This is a genomic window from Tessaracoccus lacteus, from assembly GCF_029917005.1.
In the GTDB taxonomy this organism is placed as follows: domain Bacteria; phylum Actinomycetota; class Actinomycetes; order Propionibacteriales; family Propionibacteriaceae; genus Arachnia; species Arachnia lactea.
The window spans coordinates 2,498,048-2,522,546 of record NZ_CP123967.1; the positions used below are offsets into that span (position 1 = coordinate 2,498,048).

The 24,499-nt window shown below is 69.8% G+C and carries 26 protein-coding genes and 1 tRNA gene; 15 read left to right on the forward strand and 12 right to left on the reverse strand.

Annotated features, from left to right (window positions below; genetic code table 11):
- Window positions 1-110: 110 nt before the first annotated feature.
- The 4 genes from QH948_RS11635 to nagB all read right to left on the reverse strand — a co-directional run bounded on the left by QH948_RS11635 (window position 111) and on the right by nagB (window position 3,797).
- Window positions 111-1,598 (reverse strand): NCS2 family permease, encoded by a 1,488-nt coding sequence (locus QH948_RS11635; protein WP_281146195.1) that lies wholly within the window; start codon window positions 1,596-1,598, stop codon window positions 111-113.
- A gap of 175 nt (window positions 1,599-1,773) precedes the next feature.
- Window positions 1,774-2,544 (reverse strand): DUF3027 domain-containing protein, encoded by a 771-nt coding sequence (locus tag QH948_RS11640; protein WP_281144535.1) that lies wholly within the window; start codon window positions 2,542-2,544, stop codon window positions 1,774-1,776.
- Window positions 2,545-2,547: 3 nt separating this feature from the next.
- Entirely contained in the window at window positions 2,548-2,931 is a 384-nt protein-coding gene (locus QH948_RS11645) for a cold-shock protein (RefSeq protein ID WP_219083232.1), read from the reverse strand.
- A gap of 83 nt (window positions 2,932-3,014) precedes the next feature.
- Window positions 3,015-3,797 carry a glucosamine-6-phosphate deaminase gene (gene nagB / locus QH948_RS11650; protein WP_281144536.1) on the reverse strand — a complete coding sequence of 261 codons (783 nt, stop codon included), beginning with the start codon at window positions 3,795-3,797 and terminating at the stop codon, window positions 3,015-3,017.
- Window positions 3,798-3,949: 152 nt separating this feature from the next.
- Here nagB and QH948_RS11655 point away from each other — a divergent pair, with 152 nt between their 5' ends.
- Window positions 3,950-4,747 carry a hypothetical protein gene (locus QH948_RS11655; RefSeq protein ID WP_281144537.1) on the forward strand — a complete coding sequence of 266 codons (798 nt, stop codon included), beginning with the start codon at window positions 3,950-3,952 and terminating at the stop codon, window positions 4,745-4,747.
- Here the strand turns inward: QH948_RS11655 and QH948_RS11660 are convergent.
- Together QH948_RS11660 and QH948_RS11665 are read right to left on the reverse strand one after the other, a co-directional pair.
- On the reverse strand, window positions 4,722-5,243 hold the full coding sequence (locus QH948_RS11660) for an NUDIX hydrolase (protein ID WP_281144538.1): 522 nt from the start codon (window positions 5,241-5,243) through the stop codon (window positions 4,722-4,724). The two genes, QH948_RS11655 and QH948_RS11660, sit on opposite strands and share 26 nt — an antisense overlap.
- The gene (locus tag QH948_RS11665) at window positions 5,230-5,937 is read right to left on the reverse strand and encodes a copper homeostasis protein CutC (RefSeq protein ID WP_281144539.1); all 708 of its coding nucleotides are present in this window, start codon (window positions 5,935-5,937) and stop codon (window positions 5,230-5,232) included. Before QH948_RS11665 ends, QH948_RS11660 begins: the two co-directional genes overlap by 14 nt.
- 89 nt (window positions 5,938-6,026) lie before the next feature.
- On the opposite strand from QH948_RS11665, the gene QH948_RS11670 reads away from it, so the two are divergent.
- The 4 genes from QH948_RS11670 to QH948_RS11685 are packed head-to-tail and all read left to right on the forward strand — an operon-like array spanning window position 6,027 to window position 8,552.
- Complete coding sequence (locus QH948_RS11670) at window positions 6,027-6,545, forward strand: GNAT family N-acetyltransferase (protein WP_281144540.1); 519 nt, start codon at window positions 6,027-6,029, stop codon at window positions 6,543-6,545.
- 59 nt (window positions 6,546-6,604) lie between these two features.
- Window positions 6,605-7,084, forward strand: a complete 480-nt coding sequence (locus tag QH948_RS11675) for an RNA polymerase sigma factor (protein WP_281144541.1) — start codon at window positions 6,605-6,607, stop codon at window positions 7,082-7,084.
- Window positions 7,081-7,662: a methylated-DNA--[protein]-cysteine S-methyltransferase gene (locus QH948_RS11680; protein WP_281144542.1), complete on the forward strand. Its 582-nt coding sequence runs from the start codon at window positions 7,081-7,083 to the stop codon at window positions 7,660-7,662. The genes QH948_RS11675 and QH948_RS11680 overlap by 4 nt, the downstream gene beginning before the upstream one ends.
- A complete protein-coding gene (locus QH948_RS11685; protein ID WP_281144543.1) occupies window positions 7,659-8,552 on the forward strand; it encodes a DNA-3-methyladenine glycosylase family protein in 894 nt (297 codons plus the stop codon). Before QH948_RS11680 ends, QH948_RS11685 begins: the two co-directional genes overlap by 4 nt.
- Here QH948_RS11685 and QH948_RS11690 read toward each other — a convergent pair.
- Together QH948_RS11690 and QH948_RS11695 are read right to left on the reverse strand one after the other, a co-directional pair.
- On the reverse strand, window positions 8,455-9,201 hold the full coding sequence (locus QH948_RS11690; protein ID WP_281144544.1) for a DUF3322 and DUF2220 domain-containing protein: 747 nt from the start codon (window positions 9,199-9,201) through the stop codon (window positions 8,455-8,457). The two genes, QH948_RS11685 and QH948_RS11690, sit on opposite strands and share 98 nt — an antisense overlap.
- 454 nt (window positions 9,202-9,655) lie before the next feature.
- Window positions 9,656-10,267, reverse strand: a complete 612-nt coding sequence (locus tag QH948_RS11695) for a LysE family translocator (RefSeq protein ID WP_281144545.1) — start codon at window positions 10,265-10,267, stop codon at window positions 9,656-9,658.
- 129 nt (window positions 10,268-10,396) lie between these two features.
- On the opposite strand from QH948_RS11695, the gene QH948_RS11700 reads away from it, so the two are divergent.
- The gene (locus tag QH948_RS11700) at window positions 10,397-10,846 is read left to right on the forward strand and encodes an Lrp/AsnC family transcriptional regulator (RefSeq protein WP_281144546.1); all 450 of its coding nucleotides are present in this window, start codon (window positions 10,397-10,399) and stop codon (window positions 10,844-10,846) included.
- Between the two features lie 175 nt (window positions 10,847-11,021).
- On the opposite strand, the gene groL is transcribed toward QH948_RS11700, so the two are convergent.
- Window positions 11,022-12,650: a chaperonin GroEL gene (groL, locus tag QH948_RS11705; protein WP_281144547.1), complete on the reverse strand. Its 1,629-nt coding sequence runs from the start codon at window positions 12,648-12,650 to the stop codon at window positions 11,022-11,024.
- Window positions 12,651-12,915: 265 nt separating this feature from the next.
- Here groL and QH948_RS11710 point away from each other — a divergent pair, with 265 nt between their 5' ends.
- Window positions 12,916-13,371: a hypothetical protein gene (locus tag QH948_RS11710; RefSeq protein WP_281144548.1), complete on the forward strand. Its 456-nt coding sequence runs from the start codon at window positions 12,916-12,918 to the stop codon at window positions 13,369-13,371.
- A 425-nt stretch (window positions 13,372-13,796) separates the two neighbouring features.
- Here QH948_RS11710 and QH948_RS11715 read toward each other — a convergent pair whose 3' ends face one another.
- Window positions 13,797-14,072 (reverse strand): DUF3263 domain-containing protein, encoded by a 276-nt coding sequence (locus QH948_RS11715; protein WP_219083194.1) that lies wholly within the window; start codon window positions 14,070-14,072, stop codon window positions 13,797-13,799.
- A gap of 330 nt (window positions 14,073-14,402) precedes the next feature.
- Here QH948_RS11715 and manA point away from each other — a divergent pair, with 330 nt between their 5' ends.
- The 3 genes from manA to QH948_RS11730 all read left to right on the forward strand — a co-directional run bounded on the left by manA (window position 14,403) and on the right by QH948_RS11730 (window position 16,353).
- On the forward strand, window positions 14,403-15,581 hold the full coding sequence (gene manA / locus QH948_RS11720; RefSeq protein ID WP_281144549.1) for a mannose-6-phosphate isomerase, class I: 1,179 nt from the start codon (window positions 14,403-14,405) through the stop codon (window positions 15,579-15,581).
- A gap of 41 nt (window positions 15,582-15,622) precedes the next feature.
- Window positions 15,623-15,698, forward strand: a tRNA-Thr gene (locus QH948_RS11725).
- Between the two features lie 46 nt (window positions 15,699-15,744).
- On the forward strand, window positions 15,745-16,353 hold the full coding sequence (locus QH948_RS11730; protein WP_281144550.1) for a class I SAM-dependent methyltransferase: 609 nt from the start codon (window positions 15,745-15,747) through the stop codon (window positions 16,351-16,353).
- Between the two features lie 18 nt (window positions 16,354-16,371).
- On the opposite strand, the gene QH948_RS11735 is transcribed toward QH948_RS11730, so the two are convergent.
- The gene (locus QH948_RS11735) at window positions 16,372-17,154 is read right to left on the reverse strand and encodes a DedA family protein (RefSeq protein WP_438874098.1); all 783 of its coding nucleotides are present in this window, start codon (window positions 17,152-17,154) and stop codon (window positions 16,372-16,374) included.
- 153 nt (window positions 17,155-17,307) lie between these two features.
- On the opposite strand from QH948_RS11735, the gene QH948_RS11740 reads away from it, so the two are divergent.
- From QH948_RS11740 to QH948_RS11750, 3 genes are all read left to right on the forward strand, one after another.
- Complete coding sequence (locus tag QH948_RS11740) at window positions 17,308-18,399, forward strand: ABC transporter ATP-binding protein (protein ID WP_281144552.1); 1,092 nt, start codon at window positions 17,308-17,310, stop codon at window positions 18,397-18,399.
- Window positions 18,400-18,556: 157 nt separating this feature from the next.
- A complete protein-coding gene (locus tag QH948_RS11745) occupies window positions 18,557-19,681 on the forward strand; it encodes a trans-sulfuration enzyme family protein (RefSeq protein WP_281144553.1) in 1,125 nt (374 codons plus the stop codon).
- Window positions 19,682-19,734: 53 nt separating this feature from the next.
- Entirely contained in the window at window positions 19,735-21,117 is a 1,383-nt protein-coding gene (locus QH948_RS11750; RefSeq protein WP_281144554.1) for a DUF4032 domain-containing protein, read from the forward strand.
- Between the two features lie 6 nt (window positions 21,118-21,123).
- Here the strand turns inward: QH948_RS11750 and QH948_RS11755 are convergent, their stop codons facing one another.
- A complete protein-coding gene (locus tag QH948_RS11755; protein ID WP_281144555.1) occupies window positions 21,124-21,840 on the reverse strand; it encodes a DsbA family oxidoreductase in 717 nt (238 codons plus the stop codon).
- 204 nt (window positions 21,841-22,044) lie between these two features.
- On the opposite strand from QH948_RS11755, the gene cysS reads away from it, so the two are divergent.
- A complete protein-coding gene (gene cysS / locus QH948_RS11760; RefSeq protein ID WP_281144556.1) occupies window positions 22,045-23,487 on the forward strand; it encodes a cysteine--tRNA ligase in 1,443 nt (480 codons plus the stop codon).
- Window positions 23,488-24,441: a 23S rRNA (guanosine(2251)-2'-O)-methyltransferase RlmB gene (rlmB, locus tag QH948_RS11765; RefSeq protein WP_281144557.1), complete on the forward strand. Its 954-nt coding sequence runs from the start codon at window positions 23,488-23,490 to the stop codon at window positions 24,439-24,441.
- Window positions 24,442-24,499 lie beyond the last annotated feature (58 nt).

The window sequence follows — 24,499 nt, forward strand, 5'->3', positions numbered from 1 at the left end:
TATCCTCGGACCCCTGCGGCCATGCCCGTTGTCCGATGTCCACCGGGTAACAACGCTGACAGATGACAAACGACCCCGGACCGTCGGGTCCGGGGTCGTCTCGACAGGGATCAGGCGCCGATGGCGGCCAGGATCGCGCCCTGCACGAAGTAGATGACGAACATCGCGGCGACGACGTACATCAGCGGGTGGATCTTCTTGGCCTCGCCCTTGATCAGGCGGATGAACACGTAGCTCAGGAAGCCCGCGCCGATGCCGACGGTGATCGAGTAGGAGAAGGGCATCAGGATGATCGTCAGGAAGACCGGGATGCCGATCTCGGGGCGGCTCCAGTCGATGTCCGCGACCTGCGAGATCATCAGGAAGCCGACGAAGACCAGGACGGGGCTGGCCGCCTCGAAGGGGACGAGGTTGACCAGCGGAGCCAGGAACACGGCCAGCAGGAACGCGACGCCGGTCACGACGGAGGCGAGGCCGGTGCGGGCACCCTCACCGACGCCCGCGGTGGACTCGACGTAGGACGTGGTCGAGGAGACGGACCCGAGGCCACCGGCGACGGCGCCCAGCGAGTCGACGAGCAGGATCTCGGTGGTGCGCGGCGGCATCCCGTTGTCGTCGTTCAGGCCACCCTCGGAGCCGACGGCGACCATGGTGCCCATGGTGTCGAAGAAGTCGGCGAGCAGCAGCGAGAAGATCAGGACGACCAGCCCGAGGGCGTGCATCCACGAGAACTGACCGTTCGGGAAGAACGCGCCGATCATGTCGACGCGGCCGAGCAGGCTCAGGTCGGGCAGGGAGAAGCCACCGGTCAGCGCCGGAACGTTCAGCGACCAGCCCGAGGGGTTGCTGCCGTCGGGGACCTGACCACCGACGTGCGCGACCGCCTCGACGATCACGGCCAGCACGGTGGCGGCGATGATCGAGATGAGCATGGCGCCCTTGACCTTCCAGACGTGCAGCGTGATCAGCAGGACCATGCCGATGAGGAAGACCGCGATGGGCCAGCCCATCAGCGAGCCGGAGATGCCGAGCTGGACGGGGGTGCCGGATCCGGCGCGGACGACGCCCGCGTTGACGAGGCCGACGAAGGCGATGAAGAGGCCGATGCCGACCGAGATGGCGGTGCGCAGCGGCGGCGGGACGGCCTTGAAGACCGCGGTGCGGAAGCCGGTAAGCACCAGGATCGTGATGATGATGCCTTCCCAGACCACAAGACCCATGGCCTGCGGCCAGGTCATCTGGGGGACCAGGGTGTAGGCCACCAGCGCGTTCAGGCCCAGGCCCGAGGCGATGGCGAGCGGGAACCTGCCGATGAGGCCCATCAGGATCGTCATGATGCCGGCAATCAGCGCCGTGGCCGCGGCCACCATGGCGATCGAGGCGACGATCGCGCCATCGGCGTCGGCCGGCTGGCCGGAGATGAGGTTGCCGTTGACGTCGGCGACCGTACCGATGATCAGCGGGTTCAGCGCGATGATGTAGGCCATCGCGAAGAACGTGACGAGTCCACCACGGACCTCCGCACCTACGGAGGAGCCTCGCTTGGTGATCTCAAAGAAGCGGTCGAGCCCGGACTTGCCATCCGTCTCGGTGGGCAGCTTGGCTGCGCTGGGAGAGTTCGTAACCACGTCAGTGGATCGTAGGGTCACAGAATCGACCCGTGGTCACCCATTCCGGCAGCCGGCGGTCGCTTGCAAAGTGCCGCCGCCTGTGCCCTCCCTGTCGTTGAGCGCTCAACGCGCTGTCAGCGGGCAGGGAAGGCGGGTCATCGACTCAGTCGAAAAGCGTCGAGTCGACGCCGATCGTGTCAAATACTGGAGCGGGGAGCTCCTTGGCCCGATGCTCCGCCACGACGTCGGAGTGGCCGCCGCAGCCGTGCTCGAGCGAGACGACGCGGCCGTCGGAGGGCGAGTACTCGTTGGTGCAGGCGCCGAAGAGCACGCCCAGCGAGCCGCGAAGCGCGACGAAGTAGCCGCAGGTGCCGCAGTGGGCGGGAGCCTCGTGCGACGCCTCGTCCTTCGGCCCGGGCGGCCCGGCGAGCCAGCGCTCAGCGGCCAGGTCGCGGCCCTCGTGACTCAGCACGCGGGCGCGGCCGAGGCCGAGCTCGGCGACGGTGGAGCGGAGCTGCACCCAGTCGGCGTCGTCCGCGTCGGCGGGCAGGTCAGTGGCGGCGAAGCCGGGCTCGAGGCGCGGATCGTTGTCCGGGGTGGCCATGAGCATGCCCGGTGCGATGTCCCCGGCGCCGATACGGTCCTCCCACGGCACCCAGTCGGGGGCCAGCAGGGCGCCGGCAGACGGCAGCAGGACGACCTCGTTGACGGTGGGCAGCTTGGCACGCGAGGCGCGCACGAGAGTGACCGCCCAGTGCCAGTCGGCGTAGCCGGGCAGCAGGCACTCGAAGGTGTGGGTGACGATGCGGTCGCCGTCCTCGGCCACCGCATCAAGGTGACGGCCGACGGCGTCGTCGCCGCCGGAGACGACGGCGGCGTCACGTGCGAGGTCGACGGCCTCGGCGGTGGCGGCGTCGAGCTTGGGTCGAGGCATGGGTCAGAGCTCCAGTTCGTCGGCGACGCGGCGCAGCACCTGCGCAACCTTCTCGGACTTGCGGGCGTCCGGGTAGCGGCGGTGACGGTAGTCGTTGCCGATGGTCTCGAGCATCTTGATGAGGTCCTCGACGATGACACCCATCTGCTCGGGCTTGCGTCGCCCGGCCTTCGACAACGAGACCGGAGCCTCCAGCAGCTGGAGACTCAGCGCCTGTTCACCCTTCCGCCCCTCGAACACGCCGAACTCGACACGCTGCCCGGCCTTCAGCGTGGTGACGCCGTCCGGAAGCGCGTTGGACCGCACGTAGACGTCGCCGCCGTCGTCCTTGGTGATGAAACCAAAGCCCTTGTCGGCGTCGAAGAACCGCACTCGACCTGTAGGCACTGAAGTCCTCGCTCCTGACTAGATGTATCCGACGGGTAAGTCTATCCGGTCAGAAGCGAGGACCCCAATGCACCGCAGTGGCCTCAGTGGGCGTAGTAGCCCTCGATCAGCTCCTGCAGGTCGGTGAGGTACTTGCGGTGCTGAAGCTTCGACGCGGCGGCCTCGTCGATGACGATGATGGCGCGGGGGTGGAACTGCAGGATGGAGGCCGGGCATACCTGCGAGACGGGCCCCTCGATCATGGCCGCGACCGCCTCGGCTTTGCCCTCGCCGGTGGCGACGAGCACGGCGGAGTGCGAGTCCATGATGGTGCCGAGACCCTGGGTGACGCAGTGGCGGGGCACCTCGTCGAGGCTGTTGAAGAAGCGGGCGTTGTCCTCGCGGGTCTGCGGGGTCAGCGTCTTGATGCGGGTGCGCGACGAGAAGGACGAGAACGGCTCGTTGAAGCCGATGTGGCCGTTGGAGCCGATGCCGAGGATCTGGCAGTCGACGCCGCCGAGGGCCTCGATCGCGGCGTCGTAGTCGGCAGCGGCGGCCGCGACGTCGTCGGCGGCGCCGTCTGGGACGCGGACGCGGGACTCAGACAGGTGCAGCGGCTCCGTCACGGTGCGGCGGATGACGTTGGCGTAGCTCTCCGGGTGCGCCGGATCGATGCCGACGTACTCATCGAGCGCGAAGGCCAGCGCGTGCGACAGGTCAAGCTCGCCGGCTTCGACGCGGCGCGCCAGCTCGGCGTACAACGACAGGGGTGAGCTGCCGGTGGCCAGGCCGAGGACCGGCGTGGACCGGCCGCTGATGCACTTGATGACGTGGTCTGCGGCGCGGGGGCCGACCTCTTCGGCGGTCTTGCAGATGACAACTTCCACGGGGACCTCTTTGACTCGCAGCATTGGTAATGAAGTTAACAAACACTGTATCTGGCCGCGGTCGATGCAGGCGAGCTGCGCGCCGTCGAGCAACCGAAGTGTGCAACTCGACTGCTCACACGCGCTTCCGCGCCACGGTTAGGATGGCGGGCATGGCCACCTGGAAGGACGGCGCCGCCTACGCGCCCGTCGAGCGACCCGATGGGTTCGCCACGCCGAGCGTCGATCCGCTGCCAGTCGGCGAGCAGTACACGAGCGGCACCCCCGGCGCCGAGACGCCGCCCGCGCGGTTCGACGCCGTGGAGCAGCCGCCGCTGGAGAGCTTCGGCACCGGCGAGCAGTCGCACCGCGACCCGCGCGAGGGCTTCGCCGTGTCCGCCGCGGCCATGACCACCGCGCCGGGAGCCCCGAGCGGGCCACGGGATCCACGGACACCCTTCGCGACGGAGAACTACGAGCACAGCTACGACGACGGTGGCTCCGATGCGCCTCCGGTCGGTCTTCCGCTCGCCACGACCGCTCCGCCTCCGACCCTCGCGGCCGTGCCCGCGCCTGCTCCCTGGGGGCCGCCGCAGCAGCAGCACGCCCCGCTGCCGCCGGCGCCGATGCGTGCCCAGCCGCCGATGCCCTACCCGCCCGACCGGACGCCTCAGCCCGCCGGGCCGCAACTGCAGCAGCAGCGAAGGTTGGCGCAGGTTGCCGGGGCCCTGTGCCTGGGCGGTTTCCTCTTCCAGGCCGCTGTGCCGTTCCTGCTGATCGCCGCGGGCGTGCTCGGGCTGCGGACCAGAGCCCTCACCAACGTCGCCGGGCCGATCTCGCTGGGCCTCGGCGTCCTGTTCCTCTTCGGTCAGCTCGGGTTCGGCACCCTCGGCGAGGGCAGCGCCCTCGGCGGCCTCGTGTCGCTGGTGCTGGCGTTCGTGTTCTTCATCTCCGGAATGCGGAAGCTCTGACGTAGGGCACGGTCGACTCCTCGACCTCACCCAGGCCGAGCGGCTCCGGCCCCTCCCAGGCGACGAGCGACCCCAGCTGCGCCGGCCACACGGCCTCCGGCAGCGACTCGAGATCGAACCACTCCGGTTGCAGGTCACGCTCCTGCTCCCAGGGCGTCAGCCCGTCGACCGTCGGAGTGAACTCGTTCGTGCGGACCCGGAAGAACGTCTCGGCCTGGATCAGGATGCGGTCGCTGTACCCGTGTGTCACGACCCGGGTCGCCACGGGGCCCTCCAGCTCCCCGGGCTCGATGACCAGGCCTGTCTCCTCCGCCAGCTCGCGGACCGCTGCCACGCGGAGGTCCTCGCCTGCGTCCACTCCGCCGCCCGGGACCTGCCAGAATCGGGAGCCGGGGACGCCGGGGTCGGTGTCGCCCTGGAGTAGGACGCGGTCCCCTGCCACGACGACGACGCGGGCGCCCTCGCGGCGCCTGACCGGGCGCTCAGACGTGGACACGGGCGTGCTCCGTCTCGTCGTCGATCAGGTCGCGCCAGCTGGCCACCAGGTCGGGGTCGACGTAGGCGCGGAACGACCTCCCCGGTCTGGCGGGTGAGCCGAGGTGGAAGGCGCGGATGCCTGCGCGGCAGAGCCAGGGGACGTGGTCGGGGACGAGGCCGCCGCCCGCCATGATGAGCTTCGCGACACGCGCGTCGGTACGGGCGCGAGAGGTGAGTTCGTCGAGGCCGTGCTCGACGCCGCGCGCCGACCCGGCGGTGAGCACCTGCGTCAGCCCCGGCAGGTCACGGAGTCTCGCCCAGGCCTTGTCGAGGTCGAGCACGTTGTCGATGGCCCGGTGAAACGTCCAGGGCACGGTCCCGTCGCCGACGAGCTCGCCGATCACCTCGAGGTCGACCTCGCCCAGCCCGTTGAGGAAGCCGAGCACAACCCCGTCGGCTCCGGCCTCCAGGTACGAGGAGATGAGGCCTTTGAGGCGCGTCACCTCTCCACCGTCGGTGCCGAAGCCTTCGCGCAGCCGCACCATCGGACGGATCTGGATGGACGTCGCGCGGCGAGCCTTCTCGACGGTGCGCGGCTCGGGAGAGAGTCCGTCGAAATCCATGGTGCCGAGCAGTTCGATGCGGTCGGCTCCGCCGGCCTCTGCCCGCTCGGCGTCGGCGGCGTGCAGGGCGATCACCTCTAGCAGACTCATGGCGACATTCTGCCGCACCCCCGCAGGCGGCGGGCACCGCCACACTCCCCGTCTTCGCGTCCGATGCGTGTCACGCCTACAATCGTCCGGTGATTCTGCGCCCCCCGACCTCCGCCGATGCCCCCGCCTGGTTCGATTTCCTGGTCTCCCAGCAGGCGATCGCCTACACCGGCATCGTGCCGGACGACTTCGCGGACCGGCAGGGCGGTCAGCGCGACGACTTCCTGGCGGAGCTGGAGGGGAAGTTCGCCGAGCCGGGCACGGCGCGCCGCATCGTCGCCGAGGTCGACGGGGCCATCGTGGGGCTCGCGTCGATCGTCGACGGGCCGGCCTCGTGGGAGGTGGCGCTCGGCTACGTCCCCTCCCCCGCCCCCCGGGAGCTTGCCCGCCTGTACGTCTCGCCCACGTTCCACGGCACCGGGCTCGCCGACGAGCTCCTCGCGGAGATCGACCGCGGCGAGGACCTCTACCTCTGGCTGATCGACGGCAACGAGCGCGCCCACCGCTTCTACCAGCGGCGCGGCTTCGTCGACTGCGACGAGGCCTTCCGCGCAGGGCCGGACTGGGGCAACGTCAGCATGCACCGCATGAGGCGCGTCGCCGCCTGAGGAGTCACCCGGGGGACACCTCACACTTCCGCCGCCCCGCGCGTCTACCGTGTGTGGGGATGAAGCAGCCTTTCCAGATCGCCGTCGAACGGCACGGCGCGACCGTACTGCGCGTCTGCCGCGCCACCCTCGGCGCGGGTCCGGACGCCGACGACGCCTGGTCCGAGACGTTCCTGGCCGCGCTGCGGGCGTGGCCCGAGCTGGACGAGTTCACGAACGTCGAGGCCTGGCTGGTCCGGGTCGCGTACCGGAAGGCCATCGACCTCGCCCGCGCGCGTGCCCGGAGGGCCGTGCCACTCGATCCGCTGCCGGAGGCGCCGACGACCGACGACGGCGACGCGTTCTTCTGGTGGGACGCGGTGGCGGCGCTGCCGGAGCGTCAGCGCCTGGCCGTAGCCTGCCACTACCTCGGCGGCCTGCCCCACGCCGAGACCGCCGAGCTGATCGGGGGCTCACCCGCCGCAGTGCGTCGCGCTGCCGCCGACGGCATCGCCGCGCTCCGCCGCCGGTTCGACTCCATCGAAGGGATACTGCCGTGACCGATCTGTTCCCCATCTCCGACTCCTCGCTCGCCGAGCTGCGCGGGCGGCTCGCCACGGAGGCGGCATCGGCCGGCCTGCTCGACCTGACGGTTCGCACCGTCGACTCCCCCGTCGGTCCGCTGCTGCTCGCGTCCACCGGGTCCGGGCTCGTGAGGGTCGCGTTCGAGAGGGAAGGCTTCGACGCCGTTCTGCAGTCGCTGGCCGACCGCGTCAGCCCGCGCATCCTCGAGGCCCCAAGCGGCCTCGACGACGCGGCCCGCGAGCTCGATGAATACTTCGACGGATGTCGAACCAGCTTCGACCTGCCCGTCGACCACGCGCTCAGCGCCGGCTTCCGCGCGAGGGTTCAGGCCTTCCTGCCGCACATCGCGTACGGGCGGACCCTCACGTACAAGGAGGTCGCCGAGCGGGTCGGCAACCCGAACGCGGTGCGGGCCGTCGGGACCGCCTGCGCAACCAACCCGCTGCCGATCGTCGTGCCCTGCCACCGGGTGCTGCGCAGCGACGGTGCGCTGGGCGGCTACCTGGGCGGGCTCGATGCCAAGCGCACGCTGCTCGACCTCGAGTCCCGTTGACCACGCTGCACGTCGCCGCGAACGGTCCCTTCGACCCGCAGGTCGCGTTCGACACCCTCGCCCGGCACACGGTCGTCGGGCTGGACCGCGTCGATCCGGCGACGCGCACGGTGCGGCGGCTGGTCGACGTCGGGGAGGTCATCCCCGTCGACGTGTCGCTCGATGCCGCTGGCGCGACCGTCGCGGTCGACACGCGCGACGCGGGACTCCTCGCGAGGCTGCGTGCCATGGTCGTCGACTGGTTCGATCTGGCCGCCGACCTTGCGCCGATCAACGCGCACCTCGCGGCCACCGGGCTGGCCGCCAGCGTCGCGGCCTCTCCTGGCATCCGGCTGACGCGGCACGTCGACGCGTTCGAGGCCGCGGTACTCACGGTTCTGGGCCAGCGGGTGTCGTTGGCCGCGGCACGCGTCATCGGGTCGCGGCTGATGGCCTCCTTCGGCACCGGGGACGTGGCCGGTCTCCGCCTGTTCCCGGCCCCGGCCGCGCTGACCCTCGTTCCCGTCGACGAACTGCGGGACGCCATCGGGACCCCGGCCTCGCGTGCCCGGACGGTGCACGAGGTCGCGTCGTTGTTCGCCGATCTCGGATCGACGCCGGATCGGGAGCAGCTGCTCGCGCTGCACGGCGTCGGCCCGTGGACGGTCGACCTGCTGGAGATCCGCATCGGCGACGACAGAGACGCGTTCCCCGTCGGCGACATGGTCCTGCAACGCTCGATGGGGGCCGCAGGCATCGTCGATGTGGATCGGGCGTCGGCGGCCTGGCGGCCGTGGCGCAGCTACGCCGCCGTCAGGCTGTGGGCGATGGACCCAGGTCCGCGAAGAGGCGGACGCGGGCGTAGTCCCGGCCGATCCGTTCCTGCTCAAGCCGTAGATCCCCGGCCCTGACTGCCGACAGCGCCCGCAGCTCCGTGAGCGTCAGGTGGCCGACCTCGCCGCGGTAGGGGTTCGACTCCGTCACGGCGAGGCCACGCCAGTCGTCGAGGGTCTCCTCGTCCATCATGAGCGAGCGGATGCCCGGCAGGGCGGCCCGGACGCGGCCAAGGATCTGGAAACCGTAGGTGTCCAGGTCTCCCCAGTAGTACACGTCGGCCTCGCGGATCCAGGCCACGTCGGCGAGCGACGGGGCCGCGAAACCCATGCCGTGCACGGCGACCGTGTCGGGGAGGTCGGGCAGCGTGATGACCGTGGTCAGGTTCTCGCAGATCAACACCCGCGAGGCGTTGACCGCGAGTCCGCGGAGAGCCTCAAGGTCACAGCGTAGGTCGCGCGGTTCGCCGGGGAGCCGCACGCGGAAGGCCGGCCAGTGGCGCCGCGGTGTGACCTGGCTCCCCGTCACCGCGGGCAGCAGGCACTCCACCAGCCTCCGGTGTCGCTCGTACCACTTGGTGTCGACGCCCTCGACCGGAAGCTCCCGCTCGGACAACTCCGAGTGCGGGTGCTCCGCGAGCCACCCCAGGACCGCGACCAACCGGTCGACATCCTGCCGATCCAGCCGCGCCAGTCCCGGCGCGGAGGGGCCGATTGCCTCGCGCAACGCCGCGTCAGGCCATTGCTCCTGCAGCAATCCCGTTGCGTAGCGTCGCGCAGGCTGGCAAGAATGGGCGCCGAGACCTGCGCGTCGACCTCGGCGGCCGCCTTCCATGCCGTGTCGAGGTCGCGGATCACGACGCTGAGGCCGCGGGGGTAGCTCTCCATCCGCATCAACGATGGCATCGCCAGACCAGCGAACTCCTCATTCGCATCGCGACGGCTCCAATCGCGATGGTGGTGGCGCTCAACGCGCCGACGGCGAGCGGCGCGAGCCGCTTGGCGCACAGCTGCGCGACGACGGGTCGCCGGGCCCAGTAGGCCCGGGTCGGTTCGAATCCGGCCGCGTCCTCCACCACGGCACCCCAGGGGTAGTGATCACCCGGAGCTGGGGCCCGTCGTCGGCGCTGGCTTCCATGAACTCAGTGTGGCAGGAAGACGCGGGGCTGTCGCCACCGCCCTCAGTGCAGGAACTGATCCGTCAGCAGGCCGGCGCCGATCAGCAGCATCGCGCCCCCCGACAGGCGGCTGACCAGGCGCGCCGCGGCCGGACGCGAGGACAGGACGGCGCTGGCGGAGAAGCCGACGGCGAAGTAGACCGCGGCGGTGCTGATGAGGTGGATGCCGCCGAGCAGCAGCATCTGCCCTGCGACGGGCCAGGCCGCGGTGGCGTGGGCGAACTGGGGCAGGATCGCGAGGAACAGCAGCAGCACCTTGGGGTTCATGCCGCTGACGCCCACTCCCTTCATCCACCAGGACCAGCCCGAACCTGCACTCACGGCTCCGTGGCCGACCGAGCCGGGTCGCAGCAGGGATCCGACGCCCAGGTACATCAGGTACGCGGCGCCGACGAGTGTGAGGACGCCGAGGGCCGCCGGGTGGGCGGTGACGACGGCTCCCACGCCGGCGGCGACCACGAGAATCCCGATCGAGTGACCCGTCAGCATCCCCAGCACTGCCGGGGCCGCCCTGTGGTGCATGCCACCGGTGATCGCGTAAGCCCAGTCCGCGCCGGGCACGACGATGACAATCATCGCTACGCCCCAGAACGCCAGGATCACCCCGAATTCCATGGCCCCTCCTCCACCGCGCCGGATGATCTGCCATCCCCGGCCTTCGCGAAGCAACGCTAGTGAACGTTGCTCGCGATGCGATTGCCGAGATCTGGCGATCTGCGACGCGTTGCGCAAGGATTACCCTCCATGGACTCCATTGACCGCAATATTCTTGCCGAGCTTCAGGTGGACGGTCGCCTCACGGTCACCGAGCTGGCCGATCGCGTGGGGCTCACCCCCGCCCCCTGCCACCGTCGGCTGCGGGAGCTGGAACGGGTCGGGGCCATCGCCGGGTACCGCGCGGTCGTGACCCCGGAGGCGGTCGGACTCGGCTTCGGCGCGCTGGTCTTCATCACCCTGCGCGAGGCGAACAAGGAGGTCCTCGGCGCCTTCGAGAGGGCGGTGGTGGAGATCCCGAACGTGATCCAAGCCCAGCGCGTGTTCGGCGACCTCGACTACCTCGTGCACGTCGTCACGCGCGACCTCGCCCACTTCCAGGACCTCTACGACGAGGAACTGAGCGCGCTTCCGGGCGTGCTGCGCCTCTCGTCGACGCTGGTGATGCGCCAGGTCGTCGACCGCCCGCTCCCCCTTTGAGCCTCTGAGTTCTCCCGGGTCGTTGAGCCTGTCGAAACGCCCTGAGCGCAGCGAAGGGTCACCGTGCATCGTGGTTTCCGTCGGCCGGCCGACGGAAACCACGATCGACCTCGCCCGAACGCGCAGGAGGGCGGCCCCTGACGGGACCGCCCTCCGGTAACGGGTGCTGGATGGCTCAGAAGCCGCCCATGCCGCCCATCTCGTCCATGCCGGGGGCGCCGGCGGGGGCAGCCTTCTCGGGCTTGTCCGCGACGACGGCCTCGGTGGTGAGGAACAGCGCGGCGATCGACGCGGCGTTCTGCAGAGCCGAGCGGGTGACCTTGGCCGGATCGATGATGCCGGCCTCGACCATCTTGACGTACTCGCCGGTGGCGGCGTTGAGGCCCTCGCCCGCGGGAAGGTTCGCGACCTTCTCCGCCACGACGCCGCCCTCGAGGCCGGCGTTGTGCGCGATCTGCTTGAGCGGCGCGGAGGCGGAGGCGAACACGATCTGCGCGCCGACGGCCTCGTCACCGGTCAGGCCCTCGACCGAGGCGGCCTTGGATGCCTGCAGCAGCGCGACGCCGCCACCGGGGATGATGCCCTCCTCGACCGCAGCCTTGGCGTTACGGACGGCGTCCTCGATGCGGTGCTTGCGCTCCTTGAGCTCGACCTCGGTGGCCGCGCCGACCTTGATGACGGCAACACCGCCGGCCAGCTTGGCCAGGCGCTCCTGCAGCTTCTCGCGGTCGTAGTCGGAGTCCGAGTTCTCGATCTCGCGGCGGATCTGGGTCACGCGACCCTCGATCTGAGCCGAGTCACCGGCGCCCTCGATGATGGTGCACTCGTCCTTGGTGACGAGCACGGAGCGGGCGCGGCCGAGCAGGTCGAGGGTGACGGCGTCGAGCGACAGGCCGACCTCCTCGGAGATGACCTGGCCACCGGTGAGGATGGCGATGTCGGTCAGCATGGCCTTGCGGCGGTCGCCGAAGCCGGGCGCCTTGACGGCGATCGACTTGAAGGTGCCGCGGATCTTGTTGACGATCAGGCCGGCAAGGGCCTCGCCCTCGACGTCCTCGGCGATGACCAGCAGCGGCTTGCCGGACTGCATGACCTTCTCCAGGACGGGCAGCAGGTCCTTCAGCGAGCCGACCTTGGAGTTGGCGATCAGGATGTACGGGTCATCGAGGGTGGCCTCCATGCGCTCCGTGTCGGTGACGAAGTACGGGGAGATGTAGCCCTTGTCGAAGCGCATGCCCTCGGTGAGCTCGAGCTCCAGGCCGAAGGTGTTCGACTCCTCGACGGTGATGACGCCTTCCTTGCCGACCTTGTCCATCGCCTCGGCGATGATCTCGCCAACGGTGGAGTCAGCGGCGGAGATCGACGCGGTGGCGGCGATCTGCTCCTTGGTCTCGACGTCGATCGCCATCTCGGCGATCTTTCCGACGATCGCCTCGACGGCCGTCTCGATGCCCTTCTTCAGGCCCATCGGGTTGGCACCGGCGGACACGTTGCGCAGGCCCTCGCGGACCATCGCCTGTGCCAGCACGGTGGCGGTGGTGGTGCCGTCGCCAGCGACGTCGTCAGTCTTCTTGGCGACCTCCTTGACGAGCTCGGCACCGATGCGCTCGTAGGGATCCTCGAGCTCGATCTCCTTGGCGATGGACACGCCATCGTTGGTGATCGTGGGGGCGCCCCACTTCTTCTCCAGGACGACGTTGCGGCCCTTGGGGCCCAGCGTCACCTTGACCGCGTCGGCCAGGGTGTTCATGCCGCGCTCAAGGCCGCGGCGCGCGTCTTCGTTGAACTCAATCAGCTTTGCCATGGTGGTTCGGGAGTCCTCCCGTCGATGGGGTGCGAGCACCCCGGGATTTGCTTCAGTGTCTTGTTGTGCGAACCGGTCGGTGCCCGCGACGGACGGCAAGTTGCCTCACCTGCGATTCGGTAGCACTCGACCTCGCCGAGTGCTAGATCCATTATTAGCACTCGACCCAAGAGAGTGCAAAGACCTCCGGCCCGTCGAGGCGCGTCGGGGCTGGCCGACACCGTCGGGCACTAGCCTCGCTGCCAGTCGGCCGCAGGAGGTACCCATGGATCTGTCGAGATGGCTGCGCGACGCCGCCAATCTGGTGAACCTGTCGACGCCGCTCGGGCTGACCCTGGCGGTCGCGGGACGAGGCAGGCTGCGCAGGCTGGGCCATCTGGTGGTGTTCGATCACGTCCGGCTGCCCGTCACCGACGCCGGCGCCATGACCGTCGGCTCCGTGGTGCTCGTGTTCCGCGACAGCCTGGAGAAGGCGGAGAGCCGGACCCCGACGGTGCTCGCGCACGAGGAGCAGCACGCCTGGCAGTGGGCCTACTGCCTGGGGCTGCCGTTCCTGCTGTTCTACTTCGTGCAGGTGGGCTGGTCGCTGCTCCGGACCGGAGACCGGGCGGCGGCCAACTTCTTCGAGGTGCAGGCCGGCCTGGCCGACGGCGGCTACCGGGAACGTGCGCGGCGCCCGCTCCGGGAAGGCATCGCGGCGCTGCTGCGCCAGGGCCGTTGAACCGTGCCCCGGACGCCACCCTTACCGACCGACGCCACCCGTAACGACGGCCGCCACCCGTAACGACGGCCGCCACCCGTAACGACGGACGCCACCCGTAACGACGGACGCCACCCTTCTTCGCACCTGCCACCGCCATGGCGGTGGCATGTGTCGAGACGGGTGGCGTCTGCACGGAAGGGTGGCGTCTGCACGTAAGGGTGGCGTCCGGGGCGGTGGTGGCAGCGGTTCCCCTCGTCAGCGCTGGCGCGCTTCCTCGGCGCCTTTCGACAAGCTCAAGGAACCGGACAGGACGAGCTCGAGGAACCGGACAGGACAAGCTCGAGGAACCGGACAGGACAAGCTCAAGGAACCCGACAGGACAAGCTCAAGGAACCGGATCGTTGAGCTTGTCGAAACGCCCTGAGCGGAGCGAAGGGGCCGACTCAGCCCTGCAGCCGGCGGGCTGACCGCGCAGACTGGCGCTGGACGCGCATCCGGCGCAGGCGCTTCACCAGGAGCGGTTTGTAGGCCAGCGCCTCAGGGGTGTCGATCAGCGTGTTCAGGTGCTGGTAGTACCTGGCCGCCGTCATGGAGAAGTGCTCCATGATCGCCTGCTCCTTCGGCACCGACGACGTGAACCAGCTGTCCTCGAAATCGAGGATGGCGGCGTCACGCTCGGCCAGATCGGCTGCGCCGGCGAAGGAGAGGGCCTCGGACATGGCCGCCATTCTAGGCGCAAACCACACCCATGTCATTCACCCCGGCCCCAAGCCCGCGCACAACTGTGACCTGGCCCCAGCACTCGGGCTGTACGCGCTTGCTGGGGGCCAGGCCACTCTTCTGCACGGGAAGCCGGGCGATAGGGAGTCAGGCAGCGGGCAGCGGCCGCACGGCGGGCGACGAAGCAGCGGGCGGGCGGTGGCTCTGGGCTGCGACCGCGGCACTTTCGTGCCCCTCTCCACCGCTCGCCCGGGCGGACGTGTTCTGGTCGCGCTAGTCTCATAGCGCTGAGAAGAACTGACCATCAACGACGAGGACAAACAGATTCCATGCGCAGACTGAACGGATTCGTGCAGCGCTTCGCCTGGGGCAGCGAGGACGCCATCCCCGGAATCCTGGGGGTGGACCAGGACGGACTCCCCTGGGCTGAGTACTGGCTGGGCACGCATCCGAACGGGCCGGCCACGCTCGACGACGGAAGCCCGCTCTCCGAACTCCTGATGGAAACCCCCGAGTGCCTCGGCGAGGCGACGCGCACCTCCTTCGGGGGCAGGCTGCCCTTCATGGTCAAGCTGCTGTCGGCCTCGTCTCCGCTCAGCCTGCAGGCGCACCCCTCGAGGGAGCAGGCGGTCGTCGGCTACGCGAAGGAGTCTCTGCAGGGTCTGCACCCGAGCGACCCCCGCCGCTCGTACAAGGACGACTGGCCCAAGCCGGAGGCCATCGTCGCTCTGACGCCCTTCGAGGGCCTCCTCGGGTTCCGCGCCCCTCAGGAGACCGCCGGCCTGTTCGAGGCGCTGGGCGTCGACGAGGAGCTGACGTCGGTCATCGGCCCGCTCCGCGACCGCCGCGACGCCCCCGCGCTCCAGGAGGTCTTCCTCGACGTGCTGTCGATGGAGGACCGACGACACCTCGTCGACGTGGTGCTCGCCGCCGCCGTCAACCACCTCGACTCTCCCGGCCGGCTCGGCATGTTCGCCCGTACGGCCGTCGAGCTCGACGAGCACTTCCCCGGCGAGCCGGGGATCCTGGCTGCACTGCTGCTGAACCGCTTCTCCCTGCAACCCGGAGAGGCCGTTGCCCTCGAGGCGGGCGTGATGCACGCCTACCTCCGCGGCACCGCCATCGAGGTGATGGCTAACTCGGACAACGTGATGCGCGGCGGCCTGACGGCCAAGCACATCGACGTCGACGGGCTGCTGCAGGTAGTGGACTTCGAGCCCCGCCGCCCGAACGTCCTCCTGGCGGAGGGCGCCGACGGCGTCTACGTCTACCCGACGTCCTTCCCCGAGTTCGAACTGTGGCTCGTGGCCCCCGTCGACTGCCGCCCGCTGCTCGTCCCCCGCGGCGACTGCGGGCGCATCGCGCTGGTCGCCTCCGGCGAGTTCACCTTGGAGGGTGACGACGGCGCGTTCCCGCTGCGCTCGGGCGAGGCCGTGTTCATCCCCGCCGACGAACAGGTGTTCGCGCAGGGCAACGGGCAGCTGTTCATCACCGCTTCCGGCGCCTGACTTCGCACCCCGCGGGCAAACTTGGCACAATGGGTGCCCGCGCCTCCTTAGCTCAGCGGCCAGAGCGCTCGCCTTGTAAGCGAGTGGTCGAGGGTTCGACTCCCTCAGGAGGCTCCATCGCGGGCGGATCGACGCCCACGGCCGGTGCGGCACAATGGCGGGCATGACTGTTGAACCCAGCAAGTGGACCCGCATCATCGAGGCGGACCCCGGGCACTCCCAGCGCTACATCCAGCGCTTCAAGATCATGGAGGCCAACGGCGCCGACCTGTACGGCGAGGCCCGCACCGTCGACGCGATGGCCTCCCGCAACTCCCGCATCCTCGACGCGGGCTGCGGCCCGGGCCGACTGGGCACCTATCTCCACGAGCGCGGGCACCGGGTCGTCGGCATCGACGTCGACCCCGCGCTCATCGAAGCGGCCGAGGCCGACCACCCCGGACCGACGTGGGTCGTCGGCGACCTGGCTGAGATGGATCTCCCGGCGCGCGGCATCGAGGCGGACTTCGACGTCATCGTCAGCGCCGGCAACGTCATGGGGTTCCTGGCCCCGTCGACCCGCGTCGACGTGCTGACGAACATCGCAAGGCACCTGGCCCCGACGGGCCGCGCGATCATCGGGTTCGGCGCCGGCCGCGGCTACGAGTTCGGCGATTTCCTTGCCGACGCACAGCAGGGTGGCCTCGACCTCCAGGTGGCCCTGTCGACGTGGGACCTGCGCCCGTTCGAGCAGGACTCGGACTTCCTGGTCGCGATCTTCGGCCGCGCCTGAGCGGACGGCCGGGCCGGCTCAGGCCTGCCCGGCCTTCTTGGCCTTCTCCCTCTTCGACTGCGTCACGAAGGTGCTGACGATGATGAAGACCACCAGCGCGATGGCCACGTAGCCGGCGTACCGGGCGTAGATCTCGAGCACGTCGACGACGGGGGCGCCGAACCGCCAGCCGAGCCAGAAGTAGAAGACGAGCCAGATCGTCGAGGCCACGTAGTCGTAGAACAGGAACCGCTTCAGGCTCATGCCCGCGGCGCCGGACAGCACGAAGACCACCTGCATCAGCGGCAGCGGGATGGGGATGTAGGCGATGAAGAAGCCCAGCGGGCCGAGCTTCTCGGCCCAGCGCTCGGCGCGGGCGTAGTTGCGGGCCGCACGCTTCGAGTTGGAGGCCCAGACCTCGATCATGCCGCGACCCCACAGCTTGCCGGCCCACCAGTAGATCCAGTCGAACTTCAGGCTGGTCAGCGACGCGACGAACAGCACGACCGGCCAGTGCCCCATCTGCCCGACGGACGCGACGGCGCCGCTCAGCGCCACCGAAGTGCGGCCGCCGGTCACCATCGCGAAGATGTCGGGGAACTGGGGGATGAACGCGCGCAGCGGCAGCAGGATGAAGGAGAAGACGGCGATGACGCCGAACCACGCGAGGCACGCGTAGTCGGCCCTGCCGGGCTTCTTCTTCCACGGCATGCCGTCGGACTCCCACCATTCGGGTTCCGTCGACTCGTCGGACGCGGTCTCTGCGACGCGGTCCTCAGGCTCACCGTCGGCCGGCTTCTGCTGCTCACTCACGCGCTGCATCGTACGTGACGCGGCGGCGACGGCCACCCTTCGGTACCCCGCGGTGGCATCTCTTGCGGGACACGCTAGAGTCATTCTCGGAACTCCTCCATGAGGAGGACTTCCTCCACTCGGATCGTCGGGCACGTACCTGCCCGTGGAAAGGAATGTGGCATGGCCACCGTTAGCTACCGCGACGCCTCGCGCGTCTACCCCGGCTCCGACCGCCCCGCGGTCAACAAGCTGAACCTCGAGATCGAGGACGGCGAGTTCATGGTGCTGGTCGGCCCCTCCGGCTGTGGCAAGTCCACCTCGCTGCGCATGCTGGCCGGCCTCGAAGAGGTCAACTCCGGCTCCATCTTCATCGGCGACCGCGACGTCACCGACCTGCCGCCCAAGGACCGCGACATCGCGATGGTCTTCCAGAACTACGCGCTGTACCCGCACATGACCGTCGCGGACAACATGGGCTTCGCCCTCAAGATGCAGAACGTGCCGAAGGCCGAGCGCCAGCAGCGCGTCCAGGAGGCCGCGCACCTGCTGGGCCTCGAGGACTTCCTCAACCGGAAGCCGAAGGCCCTCTCCGGCGGTCAGCGTCAGCGCGTCGCCATGGGCCGCGCCATCGTGCGTCAGCCCCAGGTCTTCCTCATGGACGAGCCGCTGTCGAACCTCGACGCCAAGCTGCGCGTCTCCACCCGTACCCAGATCGCGGCTCTGCAGCAGCGCCTGGGCGTCACCACCGTCTACGTGACGCACGACCAGGTCGAGGCCATGACGATGGGTGACCGCGTCGCGGTCATGAAGGACGGCGTCCTGCAGCAGGTCGACACCCCGCTGGCCCTGTACGACGCGCCGGTCAACCTGTTCGTCGCCGGCTTCATCGGCTCGCCCGCCATGAACCTCATGTCGGGCAAGCGCGTCGAGGACGGCGTGCAGATCGGCGACTTCGTCGTCCGCATCGCGCGTGAGACCCTGGCGAAGGCGGACGGCGAGGAGACCCTCACCGTCGGTATCCGTCCCGAGCAGTTCCAGATCTCCACCGAGGGCATCGGCCTGGACGTGGCGGTCGTCGAGGAGCTCGGCGCCGACTCGTACCTGTACGGCCACCTCGCCGGCCTGCACGACGACGAGGTTGTCACCGCCCAGCAGTTCGTCGCCCGCGTCGGCGCCCGCACCGCCCCGGAGAAGGGCCAGGTCGTCCGCCTGTCCGCCCCCGCCGACCAGGTGCACGTGTTCAGCAACAAGACCGAAGAGCGCATCTCCTGATCCGTCTCTGATGTCCCGCCCGAGGGGCCGCAGCTTTCGAGCTGCGGCCCCTCGCCCGCGTCCTGGGGCGGACACGACGGATCGACACCGCCCGGGGTCGGCTACCGTGGCGGACATGGCTGAGCTGGGACGTTGGACACGTGGGATGCGAGCTGGCATGGGGGCCGACCCCGCCTACCGGGCGGTGGTCCCGCCGATCTACCTGAGCACCAACTACGTCTTCCCCGATCCGTCGACCGCTGGCCCATACGACTACTCGCGCTCGTCCAATCCGACGCGGGACCAGCTGACCGACGCGCTCGCCACCCTTGAGGGCGGAGTCGGCGCCACCGCGGTGGGCACCGGGCTCGCGGCCGTGACGCTGATCGCCGAGGCGTTCGTGCCGGGCGGCGGTCGCGCGATCGTGCAGCACGACTCCTACGGCGGCACCTGGCGCCTGTTCAGCTACCTCGCCTCACAGGACCGGTTCGAGGTGGAGTTCGTCGACTTCAACGACGAGGCCGCCTTCTCCGAGGCCCTGGGCCGCGGAGCGGATCTGGTCTGGATCGAGACCCCGAGCAACCCTCTGCTGCGCATCACCGATCTGGCCAGAACCTCCGAGAAGGCGCACGCCGTGGGGGCGGTGGTGGTCGCCGACAATACCTTCCTGACGCCCCTGCTGCAGCGGCCGCTGGAACACGGCGTCGACATCGTGGTGCACTCGACGACCAAGTTCATCAACGGCCACTCCGACGTGGTGGGCGGCGCGGCCATCGCCGCGGATCCGCAGGTGCACGAACGCCTGCGGATGTGGGCCAACGCGCTGGGCCTGACGGCCGGGGCCTTCGACTCCTACCTTGCGCTGCGCGGGCTGCGCACGCTCGACGCGCGCCTGCGCGTGCACGCCGAGAACACCTCGGCGCTCATGACGCTGCTGGACGGGCACCCCGCCGTGTCGAAGCTCCACTGGCCCGGCCTCAGATCGCACCCGCAGCACAAGCTCGCGAAGCGGCAGCAGTCCGGGTTCGGCTCGCTCTTCAGCCTTGAACTGGTCGGCGGCGCGCCCGCCGTCGGCGCCTTTCTCGACGGCCTGCAGATCTTCCACCTAGCCGAGTCCCTCGGCGGCGTCGAGTCCCTGATCTGCGTCCCCGCGACCATGACCCACGCCGGCATGACGCCCGAGGCGCGTGCGGAAGCCGGCATTTCCGACGGCCTCCTGCGGTTCAGCGTCGGCGTCGAATCCGCCGACGACCTGATGACGGTCGTCGACGAGGCGTTGGCGCGGGCGCTCGCCGTCAGCTGACTTCGACTCCGGCCCACTGCGCCCGACGGAGGCGGCCGAGTAGGCTGGAGGGCGTGCCCAGATTCCTCGCAGCCCGGCCTGACGCTGACCTGATCCGGCTGCCCTGGCAGGTTCCGCTAGCGGACTGGCCGACGCAGCACCTGGTCGCGCTGCCCCGCGGCATCTCCCGCCACGTCGTGCGCTTCATCCAGGTGGGTGACCAGTTCCTCGCGGCGAAGGAGATCCTGGAGGAGGTCGCGGTGCAGGAATACCGCCTGCTCGGCGAGCTCAAGCGCCTCGGCGTCCCATCGGTCGAACCGGTCGGCGTGGTGCTGGGCCGGGTCGACGTGGAGGGCAACCCCCTCGATCCCATCCTGCTGACCCGGCACCTCCCCTTCTCCCTGCCGTACCGGTCGCTGTTCTACCCCGGCGTGAAGCACGAGACAGTAAACCGCCTCCTCGACGCCATGGTCGTCCTCTTCGCCCGGCTGCATCTGAGCGGCTTCTACTGGGGCGACGTCTCCCTCTCGAACATCCTGTTCCGCCGCGACGCCGGCGAGTTCGCCGCGTACCTCGTCGACGCGGAGACCGGAGAGTTGCACGACCAGCTGACCGACGGGCAGCGCGCCCACGACCTGCAGAACGCCCGCACCAACCTGTTCGGTGAGTTCCTCGACCTCGAGGCGGGCGGCATCCTCGACCCGTCCCTTGACCCGACGTGGCTCGTCGAGACCATCGAGGACCGCTACGAGCAGCTGTGGGCGGAGCTCACGGGGGTCGAGGAGTTCGACCAGTCCGAGCTGTACCGCCTCGAGGGCCGTGTGCGGCGGCTCAACGCGCTCGGGTTCGACGTCGCCGAGATCGATATCGACGCGTCGCCCGACGGCGGGACGATCCGGATGCGGCCGAAGGTGGTCGACGCCGGCCACCATGCCCGCCGCCTGATGCGCCTGACCGGCCTCGACGCTGAGGAGCACCAGGCCCGCCGCCTACTCAACGACATGGACACCTTCCGCGCGAAGGTCGTCCCGCACGCTCCGGAGTCCGTTGCCGCGCACAAGTGGCTGGTCGAGGTGTTCGAGCCCGCGGTCAATCGCATCCCCTCGCACCTGCGGGGCAAGCGGGACGCGGCGCAGTTCTACCACGAGGTGCTCGACTACCGCTGGTACCAGTCGCAGCGCGAGCAACGCGAGGTGCCCACTGAGGAGGCCGCGGCGGGATACATCCACGAGATCCTCGCGACGCTGCCCGACGAGAAGCTGGGCGACGTGGACCGCGTCGGCGGCGAGCTCCGGGACAAGTACGACCCCTCCAAGGGTTTCATCGACGATGACGACGACGAGAAGCCCTACGACCCGTGGGAGGACGAGGCAAACGCCCCGGACGTTCCGGTGATGCAGGGCTTCGACATCAACGCGCTGCGCGCCAAGGCCGCAGCCAAGGACAAGAAGGGCTGAGGCCGGTCAGCAGCCGTCGGGGCCGCAGGCATCGCCCGACTCGCCGACCGTGATCAGCCGAGGGGTCTGCTCGGCGCGGGCCTGCTCCAGCACCTGCAGGAAGACCTCCGGAGGCTGCGCGCCGGAGATGGCGTACTTGCCGTCGACCACGAAGAAGGGCACCCCTCGGACACCGATCTGCGCGCCGAGCCGGATGTCGGCCTCCACGGCGTGGTCGAGTTCGTCCGACGAGGCGGCGGTCTCGGCGTCGTCGGGCGCGATGCCGACCTCCTCGGCCAGCGCGGCCAGCACCTCGATGTTTCCGATGTCGAGGGCCTTCTCGAAGTGCGCGGCAAGCAGCAGCTCCTTCAGGTCCGCGGCGCGCGTGCCTCCATCCCCGGCATCGATGTGTTTGGCCAGCTGGAGCAGGCGGTGCGCGCGGCGGGAGTTGGCGACGACGAGGTGGTCGAAGTCGTAGTGGAGCCCCTCGCCGAGCGCGTTCTCGGCGACCTGGCCGATCATCTGCTCGACGCTGGCCCGCGGGATGCCCTTGGCCTCGACGAGGTAGTCGACCTCGGAGCGGTCGTCGTGCTCGGGCAGCGTCGGGTCGAGCTGGAAGCTGCGCCAGGTCACGGTGACCTGCTCGCGCTGCGGGAACTGCGCCAGCGCCGTCTCGAGGCGGCGCTTGCCGATGAAACACCAGGGGCAGGCGATGTCGGACCAGATCTGTACGTCGATGCTCACCAGTTCATTGAATCATGAACTATCGGTGTGGGGAGGTCGGCAAGAAGATCACCGTAAGAGGTCACCGGCAGGAAGTCCAGCTACACCACCGCGACGAAGGCCTCCAAGGCCACCGCTAAGGTCGCCTGATCGACTCCCGACCGCCCCGGCCCCCTCCGCACCCGCGCAGGGGGTCGGGGCGCTTGTCACGGTAGACTCCGCTGCGTGACGCTCAAGCTCTATGACACCGCGACGCGGTCCGTGCGCGCCTTCGTCCCGCTGAACGAGGGACGGGTGTCGATCTACCACTGCGGGTTGACGGTGCAGGCCTCCCCGCACCTCGGTCACATCCGCAAGGAGGTCGTGTTCGACGTCCTGCGCCGCTGGCTCGAGGCCAAGGGCAACGAGGTCACCGTCGTCGCCAACGTCACCGACATCGACGACAAGATCCTCGCCAAGTCCGCCGAGCTGGGCACCCCGTGGTTCGCCCACGCCTACCACTTCGAACGCGAGCTGCACGCCGCCTACGCATCGCTCGGCTGCAAGCCCCCCACCTATGAGCCGCGCGCCACCGGCCACATCCCGGAGATGATCGAGCTGATCTCCGTCCTCATTGATCGCGGCCACGCCTATCCGGCGCCCGACGACTCGGGAGACGTGTACTTCGACGTCAAGAGCTGGCCCCGCTACGGCGAGCTCAGCGGCCAGAAGGTCGACGAGATGGAGTCCGCCGCCGACGCCGACCCGCGTGGCAAGCGTGACCCCCGCGACTTCGCCCTCTGGAAGGGGCACAAGCCCGAGGAGCCGCTCACCGCGTCGTGGCCCTCCCCCTGGGGACGCGGCCGTCCCGGCTGGCACATCGAGTGCTCCGCCATGGCGGGCAAGTACCTGGGCGACACCTTCGACATCCACGGCGGCGGCATCGATCTGCGCTTCCCGCACCACGAGAACGAACTCGCCCAGTCGGCGGCGGCGGGCCACGGCTTCGCCCGCTACTGGCTGCACAACGCCTGGGTCACGATGGCTGGCGAGAAGATGAGCAAGTCGCTCGGCAACACGGCGCTGGTCTCCGAGGTGACGCGGGCTTACGACCCGCGGGCCGTGCGCTTCTTCCTGCTCTCGCCGCACTACCGTTCGACGATCGAGTTCTCTCCCGCCGACGAGGCCTCCCGCGGCTCGCTCGAGGAGGCGGAGAAGGCCATCGACCGCATCGACAACTTCGTCGGCCGGGCGCGCGGGTTCCTGGGCGATGACTGGGAGCCGACCGAGGCCGTCGCCCCTCAGTGGGAGGCGTTCCGTGCCGCCATGGACGACGACCTCGCCACTCCCGCCGCGACGGCGGCCCTGTTCGATGCCATCAAGGCCGGCAACCAGGCGCTCGCAGCCTCCGACCGCGCGCAGGTCGGGGTCCTCAGCGACGCGGTCACCGCGATGTTGGCGGTCTTCGGCCTCGACCCGGAGGCCCCCGAATGGGCGGGAGACCCGCGCGGCTCGGCCGATCTCGTCCCCGTCGTCGACGGGCTCGTCGGGGCGTTGCTGGAGCAGCGGTCCGCGGCGCGTGCCGCGAAGGACTGGGCGGCCGCCGACACGATCCGCGACACTCTCACCCGGCTCGGCCTGGTGATTACCGACACCCCCACCGGGGCGTCCTGGAGCTTGGAGAAGTAGATGGCAGGCAACTCGCAGCGTCGTGGCGCTGGCAGCAAGGGAAAGAGCAAGGCGGCCGGGTCGGGTGGGCGCATCCGCCGCTCGCTCGAGGGGCGCGGCCCCACCCCCAAGGCCGAGGACCGCACCTACCACAAGGCCTACAAGGCCAAGCAGGCCGCGCAGCGCAAGCAGCAGACCGCGCCGAAACGGGCGAACCGCTCCGCCGTCGGCGCGGACTGGGTCGTCGGCCGCAACCCCGTGTACGAGGCGCTGATGGCCGGCCTGCCGGTCAAGCAGGCCTACGTCGCGGAGGGCGCCGAACGCGACGACCGTCTCCGGGAGATCTTCAAGTTCGCCGCGGAGAAGAGCCTGCCGCTGCTGCAGGTGACCCGCGGGGAGCTGGACCGTGTCACCGGCGGACTCGTGCACCAGGGCGTCGCGCTGCAGCTGCCCGCCTACGAGTACGCCGACGCTCAGGACCTCCTCGCCGAGGCCGCGCAGACCGACGGCATCGTCGTGGCCCTCGACGGCATCACCGACCCACGCAACCTGGGCGCGATCATCCGGTCCGCCGGCGCGTTCGGCGCGGTCGGCATCGTCATCCCCGCCCGCCGCTCCGCCTCCATGACGGCCGCGGCGTGGAAGACGTCCGCCGGGGCCGCCGCCCGCGTCCCCGTCGCGATGGCGACGAACCTGAACCGCGCGCTGGAGCAGGCGTCGAAGATGGGATTGACCATCGTCGGCCTGGCCGGCGAGGGCGACGTGCCCGTCTCCGGCATCCCCGGCGCCGACGGGCCGCTGCTGATCGTCGTCGGCTCGGAGGACGAGGGCCTTGCCCGGCTCACGCGGGAGAAGTGCGACGCGCTGGTATCCATCCCGATCGCGTCCGCCGTCGAGTCGCTCAACGCGTCGGTGGCCGCCTCCGTGGTGCTGTACGAGGTGTCTCAGCAGCGGACGGGGCTCCCCACTAAGTGACGATCAGAGGGTAGGCCGGGATAGAGTTGGCGCAACCCGTCGCCTTCATTCAAGGAGC